The organism is Borreliella americana, assembly GCF_021043605.1.
In the GTDB taxonomy this organism is placed as follows: domain Bacteria; phylum Spirochaetota; class Spirochaetia; order Borreliales; family Borreliaceae; genus Borreliella; species Borreliella americana.
This window is the reverse complement of sequence record NZ_JAJNFB010000022.1, coordinates 1-10,673: the sequence shown is the minus strand read 5'-3', so window position 1 is coordinate 10,673 and position 10,673 is coordinate 1. Positions and strand designations below refer to the sequence as shown.

10 protein-coding genes, 1 tRNA gene and 1 pseudogene are annotated in these 10,673 nt (G+C 29.1%); 6 read left to right on the top strand and 6 right to left on the bottom strand.

Features of this window, described 5'->3' with window-relative positions; translation table 11 throughout:
- The 4 genes from LRB30_RS05040 to LRB30_RS05025 all read left to right on the top strand — a co-directional run.
- Nucleotides 1–655, top strand: a 655-nt coding sequence (locus LRB30_RS05040) for a 6-phosphogluconolactonase (protein ID WP_231019925.1), incomplete at its 5' end; no start/stop codon positions are given.
- Nucleotides 642–1,862, top strand: a complete 1,221-nt coding sequence (locus LRB30_RS05035; protein ID WP_231019923.1) for a flagellar motor switch protein FliG — start codon at nt 642–644, stop codon at nt 1,860–1,862. The genes LRB30_RS05040 and LRB30_RS05035, both read left to right, overlap by 14 nt.
- Nucleotides 1,862–3,646 carry an alanine--tRNA ligase gene (locus tag LRB30_RS05030; RefSeq protein WP_231014422.1) on the top strand — a complete coding sequence of 595 codons (1,785 nt, stop codon included), beginning with the start codon at nt 1,862–1,864 and terminating at the stop codon, nt 3,644–3,646. The genes LRB30_RS05035 and LRB30_RS05030 overlap by 1 nt, the downstream gene beginning before the upstream one ends.
- A 40-nt stretch (nt 3,647–3,686) precedes the next feature.
- Nucleotides 3,687–4,508, top strand: a complete 822-nt coding sequence (locus tag LRB30_RS05025) for a ZIP family metal transporter (protein ID WP_002556818.1) — start codon at nt 3,687–3,689, stop codon at nt 4,506–4,508.
- Nucleotides 4,509–4,510: 2 nt separating this feature from the next.
- Here the strand turns inward: LRB30_RS05025 and pstB are convergent, their stop codons facing one another.
- From pstB to LRB30_RS05005, 4 genes are all read right to left on the bottom strand, one after another.
- Complete coding sequence (gene pstB, locus LRB30_RS05020) at nt 4,511–5,293, bottom strand: phosphate ABC transporter ATP-binding protein PstB (RefSeq protein WP_002556817.1); 783 nt, start codon at nt 5,291–5,293, stop codon at nt 4,511–4,513.
- Nucleotides 5,294–6,730, bottom strand: coding sequence for a phosphate ABC transporter permease PstA (gene pstA, locus LRB30_RS05015; RefSeq protein ID WP_231014423.1), 1,437 nt, complete (start codon nt 6,728–6,730; stop codon nt 5,294–5,296).
- A gap of 104 nt (nt 6,731–6,834) precedes the next feature.
- Nucleotides 6,835–7,743 carry a phosphate ABC transporter permease subunit PstC gene (gene pstC, locus LRB30_RS05010; RefSeq protein WP_231014424.1) on the bottom strand — a complete coding sequence of 303 codons (909 nt, stop codon included), beginning with the start codon at nt 7,741–7,743 and terminating at the stop codon, nt 6,835–6,837.
- A gap of 89 nt (nt 7,744–7,832) precedes the next feature.
- Nucleotides 7,833–8,672, bottom strand: a complete 840-nt coding sequence (locus LRB30_RS05005) for an extracellular solute-binding protein (RefSeq protein WP_231014425.1) — start codon at nt 8,670–8,672, stop codon at nt 7,833–7,835.
- Between the two features lie 165 nt (nt 8,673–8,837).
- On the opposite strand from LRB30_RS05005, the gene efp reads away from it, so the two are divergent.
- Nucleotides 8,838–9,416 (top strand): elongation factor P, encoded by a 579-nt coding sequence (gene efp / locus LRB30_RS05000; RefSeq protein WP_231014426.1) that lies wholly within the window; start codon nt 8,838–8,840, stop codon nt 9,414–9,416.
- Nucleotides 9,394–10,047, top strand: coding sequence for a hypothetical protein (locus LRB30_RS04995; RefSeq protein WP_231019920.1), 654 nt, complete (start codon nt 9,394–9,396; stop codon nt 10,045–10,047). The genes efp and LRB30_RS04995 overlap by 23 nt, the downstream gene beginning before the upstream one ends.
- An 11-nt stretch (nt 10,048–10,058) precedes the next feature.
- On the opposite strand, the gene LRB30_RS04990 is transcribed toward LRB30_RS04995, so the two are convergent.
- Nucleotides 10,059–10,132, bottom strand: a tRNA-Ile gene (locus tag LRB30_RS04990).
- Between the two features lie 27 nt (nt 10,133–10,159).
- Nucleotides 10,160–10,673, bottom strand: a pseudogene (locus LRB30_RS04985) (hypothetical protein); the annotation flags it as partial.

Here is a 10,673-nt window from a genome sequence, read left to right as displayed (position 1 = left end):
TTTTTTTAATATGAATATAGATAAAGATAAATATACAAGTATTGGAATTTGTGGTGGTCGAAGTATAGTTAACTTTTTAAGTGTTTTTCTTAAAAAAAAAATTTCTTTTAAAAGAGCACATTTTTTTTTAGTTGATGAACGGTGTGTTCCATTAAATGATGAGGATAGTAATTATAACCTTTTAAATAAAAATTTTTTTTCCAAAATGGTTGATAAAAATTTAATAAGCATTTCCAAATTTCATGCTTTTGTTTATAGCGAAATAGACGAAGCCACAGCTATTCATGACTATAATATTGAATTTAATTCTAGGTTTAATATTTTTGATTTTATTTTAGTTTCTGTTGGCGAGGATGGCCACATAGCATCGCTTTTTCCTTCAAGAAAATTGTTATTTTCAGATGTAGAAGGTTATCAGTATGAATACAATTCTCCCAAATTTCCTAGTAAAAGAATAAGCTTAACGCCGAAAACTTTGTTTAGTTCAAAAGCTGTTGTTTTATTATTTATGGGTGTTGATAAAAAGCGTGCCTTAGAAAATTTTTTAGGCTCTAATAGTTCTATTAATGAATGTCCAGCTAGACTTCTCAAAGAGCATCCCAATTTACTAGTTCTTACAAACATTAAAAGAGATGAAGGTTATGCAGGATCCTAGGCTTTCCAAGTATAAAAATGCTAAAAATTTAAGCAAAAAAACGGTTGAAGAAATTGATACTTTAAGTTTAAATAAAAATTTTTCCGATTCAGAGATTCAAGGTTCTATGCTTAGATCTTGGATAAGCCTTATTAAGGGCAATAAAAACAAAGCCCCTATTGAGCCTAAATCCAACAATATTGATGATTTAAAGCCAGGGTTTATTCGCAAAGAGAGTAAGGTCACAAAGATTGCAAAATATTTTTTGGCTATTGGACTTGAAAAATCTGCAAAGATTATGTCTGAGCTTGATGATTCAGATATAATCTTAATTACCAGAGAAATTTCAAAGATTAGTTATATTGCTCCAGAAGAAAAAGAGCATATTATTAAAGAATTTGAAGAGTTACTAAGAAATCAAAAAAGGTATGTTAAGGTTGATGATAACTTTGCTTATGAATTATTAAATAAAACCTTAGGAAAATCTAAAGCAAAATCAATTTATAAAAAAGTTACTGGTAATGATATTTTTATTCCTTTTGATTATTTATCTCAAATTGAGCATGAACAACTTTGGGCATTAATTAAGGATGAAGATATTAAAACGCTTGTTATATTATATAATTATTTAAATAAAGATCAAAAAAAGTATGTTTTTTCAATGCTAGAAAAAGAAGATAGAAAAAAATTTGTAAAAGATCTTGTTAAGCCAAGGCAATTAAGCATGGAAACAATAGAGGCAATTTCGAATAAGCTTAAGGATAGATTTAAGATGCAGGGGAATATTAAGACAGATAAGCTTGATGGATCTAAGATTCTTGTTGATATTTTAAGCTATATGGATTCTAATGAAGAGAAAAATTTGCTTAATAATATTAATATGCGGGATTTAAATCCTGTTGTGGACAGCGAAATTCGAGAAAAAATATTTGATATCAATGTAATATTGAGAATAATGGATAATGACCTTCATAATATTTTAAGAGAGTTTACAGACAAAGAGATTGCAATTATTATTAAGGATAAAGCTGACGAGGTTAGAGATAAAATACTTTCAAATGTTTCAAAAAGGCGTAAAGAAATTATTTTAGATGAAGAAGCTTTTTTGGGAGGAAAAATAAGTAAAAAAGATTTAAAAGCCATGACAACAGCTTTTGTTAATTATATTAAAAATTTAACTTTAAAAGGCGATTTAACAATATATAGAAAAAATGAGGAATTTATTTAATGACACTTAATAGGTTGCGTAAAAAATATATCGATTTTTTTAAATCAAAAAAGCATTTTGAAATAATGGGGAAATCGTTAGTTCCTGAAAATGATCCTACAGTTCTTTTTAATACAGCTGGCATGCAGCCCCTTATCCCATATCTTCTTGGAGAAGTTCATCCATCAGGAGATATGCTTGTTAATGTTCAAAAATGCCTAAGAACGGGCGACATTGATGAGGTTGGAGATTTAAGCCATTTAACTTTTTTTGAAATGCTTGGAAATTGGTCTCTTGGGGCTTATTTTAAAGAGTATTCTGTAAAGTGTAGTTTTGAATTTTTGACGTCTTCTGATTATTTAAATATACCAAAAGACAGTCTTTACGTGAGTGTATTTGAAGGTGATCAAGAGATTCCCCGCGATACAGAGACTGCCAAAGTTTGGGAAAGTTTGGGTATTTCCAAAGATAAAATACACTATCTTTCTAAGGAGCACAATTTTTGGGGTCCCGTTGGATCTAAGGGGCCTTGTGGACCAGATACTGAAATATATGTGGATACTGGAAAACCCAAGTGTTCTATTGACTGTAATATTACGTGTTCTTGTGGTAAGTATTTTGAAATTTGGAATAATGTTTTTATGCAATACAATAAAGATGAAAATGGTAATTACATAGAATTGAATCGAAAATGTGTTGATACAGGAATGGGTCTTGAGAGGACAATTGCTTTCTTGCAGGGCAAATCTTCAGTTTATGAGACAGATGCATTTATACCCATAATAAAGAGAATAGAAAATATTTCCGGTAAAATTTATGGACAGAAAGAAGATAATGATAGATGTATTAGAATAATTTCTGATCATATTAAAGCAGCTTGCTTTATTCTTGCTGACAGTTCTGTTGTTTTTCCCTCCAACTTGGGTCAAGGATATGTTTTAAGAAGACTAATAAGGCGTTCTATAAGATATGCAAAGAAGCTTGAGATAAAATCCCATTTTTTAGCTGATCTTGTTGATTCTGTAGAAGCTATTTATAAATCTTTTTATAATGAGTTAACAGAAAAAAAGGATTTTATCAAAAAGGAATTAAGAATAGAAGAAGAAAAGTTTTTTAAAACTTTATCTCAAGGAGAGCAAGAATTTATTAAAATAACAAGAAATTTACCTTCTAAGACCATTCCTGGTGATATTGCTTTTAAACTATACGATACTTATGGCTTTCCATACGAAGTAACAGAAGAACTTGCTATTGAATATGGCTTTAACATTGATAAATTGGGTTTTAATGAGCATTTTAAGAAGCATCAAAAGACTTCAAAGAAAGGGGGTGAAAAAGTCTTTAAAGGTGGGCTTGCCGATTATACTTATGAGACCACTAAGCTACATACAGCGACTCATTTGCTGCATAAGGCACTTCAATTAGTACTAGGCGATCATGTTAGACAAAAAGGAAGCAATATTACTGCTGAGCGATTAAGGTTTGATTTTGTTCATTCTGAAAAGATGACAGATGATGAGATAAAAAAAGTTGAAGAGATTGTTAATTTACAGATAAAAAATTCTTTGTCTGTAAAAAAAATTATAATGAAATTAAGTGAAGCTCGAAAAAAAGGTGCTATGGCTCTTTTTGGAGAAAAATATGACGACTTGGTGAGTGTTTATGAGATAGATGGATTTTCACTTGAAGTTTGTGGGGGCCCTCATGTAGAGAATACCAATGAACTTGGTACTTTTAAAATACAAAAAGAACAATCCTCATCTTCAGGTATAAGAAGAATAAAAGCTATTTTGATTGATGAGTAAATTACTTATTATTTGTTGATTTGTTTTAATAGGAGGCTTTATGATAAAATCAATTTTAGATTATTTATTGACTTTGCATCCTGTATTATTGGGACTTTTAGGGTCTACTTTCACTTGGTTTACTACAGCTTTTGGAGCAGCAGCAGTTTTTTTCTTTAGAAAGGTAGATAATAAAATAATGGACGCTATGCTTGGTTTTTCAGCTGGTATTATGATAGCGGCCAGTTTTTTTTCGCTTATTCAGCCTGCTATAGAAAGAGCCGAAGAACTTGGTTACATTACTTGGGTGCCGGCTGTTTTTGGATTTCTTGTTGGAGCATTTTTTATATATATTGTAGATGTATTTGTTCCAGATCTTGATAAACTTACTTTTATTGATGAAGACTTAACTAAGCATGGTAAAAAAGATTTTTTACTCTTTACTGCTGTTACTTTACATAATTTTCCAGAAGGATTAGCCGTTGGAGTTGCTTTTGGGGCTTTGGCGTCTAATCCAGATATTCAAACTTTGGTTGGGGCTATGCTTCTTACGCTTGGTATTGGCATTCAAAATATTCCCGAAGGAGCAGCTATTTCTCTACCTTTAAGAAGAGGCAATGTTGCTTTAGCAAAATGCTTTAACTATGGTCAAATGTCGGGGCTGGTAGAAATTGTGGGGGGGCTGATGGGTGCTTATGCGGTTTATTCTTTTACCCGAATTTTACCTTTTGCGTTAGCTTTCTCTGCAGGAGCTATGATTTATGTGTCAATTGAACAATTAATACCCGAAGCTAAGAGGAAAGACATTGACAATAAAGTGCCAAGCATATTTGGTGTTATTGGTTTTACATTAATGATGTTTCTTGATGTTTCATTGGGTTGAAATTATCCAAATTTTCCGCTGATATATTCTTCAGTTTTAGTATTTTTAGGATTGAAGAATAGTTCATCAGTTGAACTTTCTTCTTCGATGCATCCATTAAGAAAAAATGCGGTTCTGTCAGATATTCTTCCGGCTTGTTGCATATTGTGCGTTACAATGATTATTGTGTAACTTTCTTTTAAGTTTATTATTAACTCTTCAATTTTGCCTGTTGATATTGGATCTAGAGCAGAGGTAGGTTCGTCCATCAGTATTACATTTGGCTCTATTGCGAGAGTTCTTGCAATACAGAGCCTTTGCTGCTGGCCTCCCGAGAGACTTAAGGCGTTTGTATGAAGTTTGTCTTTGACCTCATTCCAGAGTGCAGATTTTTTTAGTGATTGCTCTACTATTTCGTCTAGTTTTTTTTTATCTTTTGTTCCATGTATTTTTGGACCATAGCTTATATTGTCATAGATAGACATTAAAAATGGGTTGGGAGTTTGGAACACCATTCCTATTTTTCTTCTAAGCTCCAGGATATCGAAATTATTTGAATAAATGTTTTTTCCCTCATATATTACATTGCCTTCTATTTTAATGCCTTCAACAAGATCGTTCATTCTGTTGAGAGTTCTTAAGAATGTTGATTTTCCACAGCCAGATGGGCCTATTAAGGCAGTAATACTATTTTTTAGTATTTTTATATTTATTTTGTTTAAAGCTTTAAAGTCTGTATAAAATAGATTCAGATTTTCTGTTTCTATTATAACTTCATTTTTTGGTGTATCTTTTTCTTTTATCACTTATTTAATCCTATATAATTTGTTTATTAAAAATTTTGATGTTAAATTTATTATAAGTATCATAATAACAAGTATTGAGGCTGTTCCAAATCCTTTGTCCAGGTGTCCTTCTTGAAATAACATTAGTAAGTGTACAGTTAATGTTCTTGATGGTTCATTTAAATTTGTTGCAAGTCCCAAGTTTGTTCCCATTGTAAAAAGCAATACAGCTGTTTCTCCCAAAGCTCTTCCTATTGCAAGAACTATTCCTGTTAGTATTCCGGGAATAGCTGCTGGAACCATAACTTTAATTATAGTTTCTGTTTTATTTGCCCCTAATGCGAATGAAGCGTACTTGTATGATTTTGGGATTGTTTTAAATGCTTCTTCGGTTGTTTTAACAATCATTGGTAATATCATTAGGGAGCTTGTTATTGCTCCTGAGAGTATTCCTATTCCAAGAATTGGTACAAAAAAAATCAGTCCAAAAAGTCCAAAAATTATTGCAGGAATTGAAGAAAGAATGTCAACGCTCATAGAAAGTATTTTGTAAAATATTTTACTAGAAGTATATTCGGCAAGCATTATACCAGTTCCTATTCCAATGCATATTGAAATAGCAGTTGTTAATAGTATTACATAAAAAGTATTTAATATTAAATAAGAAATTCCACCATATGCACCAGAATCTCTTGGAATAGATAATATAAAATTTAAATTCAAAGGACTACTTTTATCAACGTAGTGCATTTTAATAAAGGGTGCTTTAAAATTTTGAAAATAATGCCAAGGCACAATTGCTAGTGTGCCTTCTGTTTTTTCTATAGTTTGTATTATAGTTTCTTCTTGATCAAGATATTTTATTATTTTTAATTTAATGTCCTTTGATATTAAATTGATCCATTTTTCTTTGCCTTTGATAAGTTTTTCAACTTCATCGACACCCAATGTATTTATTATTTCGTTTTCATTTTTTGTTAAAGTTTTTTTACTTATTAAGACAGACATAGTTTTTATTTTTAAAGCTTTAATATTGGGGTATAATTTAAGATCTATGGATTCAAATTCTTCTTTTGTTAAATAACTTATAGAGCCTATTGTGCTGTTTATGATTTGAAGTATTTTTTTTGTAGATGGTTCGATTTTTATGTATCTTTTATTAAATACATTGTTTTTGATTAATGTTTTTAAAATGGCTTTGTTAGATATGCTGTCAATTGAACTTGCAATAGGTATAATGTCAATTCCTTGATCTGAAATGCTTCCCCAGTGTGAAATTTTATTATTATATATGTTGTGAATATCTTCTATTGATATTTTGTCTGTATTGATGTTTTTGTTAACAATAAAAACAATTTGTATTTCTTTGTTGTCTTCTGATTTAAATGGTACAAAGCTTTGAGTTTTGTTTAAAAATAAAGTTTGTTTTTTTTTGAAATAAAATAAAGAGTTATACAATACATATGCTATTAGAAAAATTAATACTGCTGTTAAAAAATATGCGATAGAATTGATTATAAAGAAATAGAACTTATTAATCAATTTATTTATTTGAGTTTTGGTCACTTTTTCTTTAACCCTTTATTGGAAGATAGTATAAAATTTTTGAGTAAATTTGTAATTATTGAAAATAACAATAATACTAGAGCTGTAGAAAAGAGAGCTTCTCTGTGAACCCCTGATGCGTATCCCATGTCCATAGCAATGTTTACAGTTAGTGTTCTAATGGGAGAAAATACGTTTTTTATAAAAAGAGGAGAGCCTCCTCCAACCATTAATACTGCCACGGTTTCTCCAATAGCTCTTCCTATTGCCAATATTGTTCCTGCTAAAATACCTCGACTAGCTGATGGTATTATTATCTTATATATTGTTTGCCAGTCTGTTGCTGCTAATGCAAGAGATGCAAATTTATATGATTTTGGAACAGCTTTAAGTGATGAATAACAAACGCTAATTATTGTGGGAACTATCATTATGCTTAATATGAGTGATGAGCTTATTAAATTGTATCCCAAATTGTCTTCTCTTTGAAAAATGTTTTTTACTAAAGTTGCAACAAATGTGCTTCCGAAAAATCCGTAAACCACACTAGGGATTCCTGCCAAGAGTTCTATTACTGTTTGTAAAAATTGCCCATAAAATCCTTTTGCTTTTTCAAGTAAATATATTGCAAATCCTAATCCAATTGGTAAAGCAATTAAAATAGAAAAAAGTGTAGTTAAAAAGGAATTAATAATGAATGCTAAGATACCATAAGATTTTTGTAGATTGCTGGTAGGATCCCAATTGGTGCTAAATAAAAAGTTTAAAATTTTAATTTTGTTATTAATAAATGGCATTATTCCAGTTTTTAATATAAATAAACCTAAAAACAATATTGATAGAGAGCTGATTATTGCAGATATAAGAATAAAAGATTTGAAAATAATTGAAATTATTTTTCTTTTTGTCTTTAAGCTTAGATGCATTTTTTAAAAGAATCCCTTAAAGCTCATGTCAGTGTTAAATTGTATTACTTGACTTAATATTAAGTCAAGTTTTTTTTTCTTTGATTTAATTATGTTTTTATCCCTAAAAAACCTTGTTCTTCAACAATATCTTGTCCGATTGAGCTTGTCATGAAATCAATAAATTGAGTTACGTTTTTATCTTCATATTTATTATTTGTAACTATTATTAAATTTCTTTTAATGGTGTATTTGTTGCTATTTATTGTTTCTTTTGTAGGATATGTGCTGTTGACAGAAAGAATATTTAAACCCTTTTCTATTGAATTTTTTGCGTATCCAAGCCCTATATATCCTATTGAGTGCGGAGTAAGGCTTGTTTTTTCAATTACTTCTCCATTAGATTTTACCACTATTCCGTCTTGTCTAAATTGAGCTTTTTCTTGAGTTTTAAATATTTTATTAAGAAGTAGATCTTTTATAGACGAATAAGAACCAGAAGAAGAGTCTCGATTAATAAAGTTAATTTTAGCATCAGGGCCTCCCACTTGCTTCCAATTTTGAATTTCTCCATTTAATATTTTGGCTAGATTTTCTTCTGCAATATTTGTAATTTTTATTTCAGGACTTGTAATAAAAATTAAAGCATCATAAGCAAATACAGTTTCTTTTGCCCCCTGTTCAATTTCTTCTTTAGTTAAATCTCTTGATGATATTGCTATTTTATATATTTTGTTAAATAGCCCGTTTATGCCAACACTACTTCCTTGCGCATCGTATGTTACTTTAATATTATTGTTTATTTTATTATATCTTAAAATCATTTCGTCTAGTATTGGGCTTACAGTTGTAGATCCCCCAATTGATACAATTTTTTCATTGTCTTGATTTTTACAGTTGTATAATAAACTTGTTGATAGCATAAAAATTAAGATAATAACTTTTTTCATCAAGTAAACTCCTTTGTTTAAGTATATAATATCATTAATTTAAAATAAGTCAATTATAAATTAGCTTTATTGATTAAGTTGTAATTGAGGAATAATAGCAAATATTTTAATTTTTTGGTATAAATTACTACTAGATTTGTATGTTAAGTTTTGCGAGGTATTTAAATGGCAGTAGTGAAATCTAGTGAGATTGAAAAAGGTTCTTTTTTGCTTATCAAAGGGGCTCCTCATATTGTTCTTGAAAGAGAATTTTCAAAAACAGGCAGGGGAGGGGCAATAATAAGATTAAAGCTTAAGAACTTAAAAAACAAATTTGTCATTAGAGAAACTTTAAAAGGGGCAGATACTGCAGAAGCTATTGAAATTTATGAAGTTAGTGCTCAGTATTTATACAAAGATAAAGACGTTTTGGTTTTTATGGATTTAGAAACTTATGATCAAATTAGTTTGGACTTAAAAGAAAGTGCTAATTTACAAGATAAAGTGCCTTTTTTGCAGGAGTCTGAAATCTATTCTCTTATAACTTTTGACAATGTGGTTATTGATATTAAGTTGGCCCCAAAGATTGCTTTTGAAGTTGTAGAGGTTGAGGCGGCTGTTAAAGGCGATACTGTAACAAATGCAATGAAAAATATTACTCTTAATACAGGGCTTGTAGTAAAAGCTCCACTTTTTATTAACGTTGGAGATAAGGTTTTAGTTAATTCTGAAACTAAAGAGTATGCAGAGCGTATTAAAATTTAAATTAATATTGTTTTTTTGTTGTTTTGCCTGTTCTTGCGAAATAAATTATCCGGAAATAAAGGAGCTTGATTATAAGATAAATTATTATTTTACTGAGAATCTTTTAGATTACTCTATGAGTTTTGATTTTGCAATTAAAGTTTTAAATCCAAAAGATGTTTTTAAATTATCAATAGAGAATAAGAATACTAATGAGTTTATTCAAGTGATTAATGATAATTATAGCTCTTTTTTTATTGATTCTAGCCTTGGTAAGGATATTCTATATTGTAGAGATTTGAGATTTGATTTTTTTGATAAAACTTTTGAAGATTTTACCTCGTGTGTTCGTCTTTTTGATAAGGGCATGAGAGTATACAGTAGAGAGCTTGTTATTTCTTTGGGCATGTCAAAATATGATTTAGATGATGTTCACAATTATGTATATAAGTCTAAAGATATGGAAATGTTAAACAAGTTAAGCAATTCCAAAGTATTTTTTGTTAAAACCTATAAATACAAACTGCATTCTGTCTCTTCAGTTGTTAGAATTGATTCAATAGATACTCTGGAGATTGATAAAACATTTGATAATTATATAAGTTTTTATTATGTAGAAAAAAATTCAAATCTTTTTTTTAAAGTTAGTTGAAAAAATCAAAATGGGCCCACCAGGACTTGAACCTGGGACCTACCGATTATGAGTCGGGTGCTCTAACCAACTGAGCTATGGGCCCGTAACTTTAATTTATTATATTTATTTTTTATTCATTGTCAAGTTCATTTTGAATAACTTCTATTTTAGAAGCCAATGCGTCTAATTTGTTATTAATTTTATCTTTTTCTTTTGTTAGGATTTGCACTTTTTGTTGAATGTTTTTTATTTCTTCTTGTTTTGTTATTTTTATTAAATCATTATTTAAGTTTAATATTTTTTGGTTTGTTTTTTCTATTTTTTGGATTGTTGAGTTGATTGCATTTGTTTTGGCTATCATTTTATCTTTTTTTGTGGCTTCAATAAATTCTTCACCAATTTTTTTTAAAATATTTTCTTTGTTTTTTGTAATAACATCGATTTCGTTTTTTATTTTATTCTTTTTGTATATTTTTTCTTTTTTACTTGTAGATATTATTTCTTTTATTTCTTCTTTTATGTTTTTTATATTTGTTTTGATTTCATTTATTATTTTAAATTCTTTAACAATTACATTGTTTAATTTTTTATTTAATGAAAATTCATTTATTATGCTTTCAAAGTTTTCAGAAGGGTAATATTTT